The organism is Clostridium tepidiprofundi DSM 19306 (genome assembly GCF_001594005.1).
GTDB lineage: Bacteria > Bacillota > Clostridia > Clostridiales > Clostridiaceae > Clostridium_AC > Clostridium_AC tepidiprofundi.
Map to the genome: position 1 here is coordinate 1 of NZ_LTBA01000164.1, position 575 is coordinate 575.

General features: G+C 35.0%; 1 protein-coding gene. It reads right to left on the minus strand.

Annotation, left to right across the window (positions count from 1 at the left end):
* Positions 1–575 (minus strand): hypothetical protein (locus CLTEP_RS15030; protein ID WP_161938392.1); only part of this gene is annotated, 575 nt, incomplete at both ends.

The window sequence follows — 575 nt, forward strand, 5'->3', positions numbered from 1 at the left end:
TCACAAGCGTCTACCCAGTTATCTCCGTAGTGAATACCTGTGTTGGGTTCTGTATGGTTACCGATTAAACTTACCTTGTCGTTAGGTTGCATTTTTCCAAATTCTTTTGTTGTTTTATACTTGCCTTGTGTAAAGTTTAAAGCTATTTCGGTATTTATCATAAGGTGAATTGCGTCTTTCTTGCTTAATGGCTTATCCCAATCTGAAATATCATCATCTTGACTGAATAAATCTGCCTTTTTGTAGTGAGATAAGTTTAAATCGTTTAAGGTGTAGTTAAGTAAACCTAACTTCCTAGCTACTACCATAGCCTTATATAAATCCTCTTGCATACCTTCCTCGGGATTTTGAATCATGTAAGCTAGGGTATAGGACTGCCACCTGTCTTTGGTCTTGATTTTGCCTGTATCGTCTTTATATTTAAACCCTACCTCTAATGCTAAATCATGTGCATTTTCAGTATCTTTAAATGCTTTATCAGTTGGTGAAACTTCCTTTAACTCATCTTTAAAGAATTTATTTACAACCAAATAAACTGCCTCTGCCCTAGTTATTAATCCATGATATGTGATTCT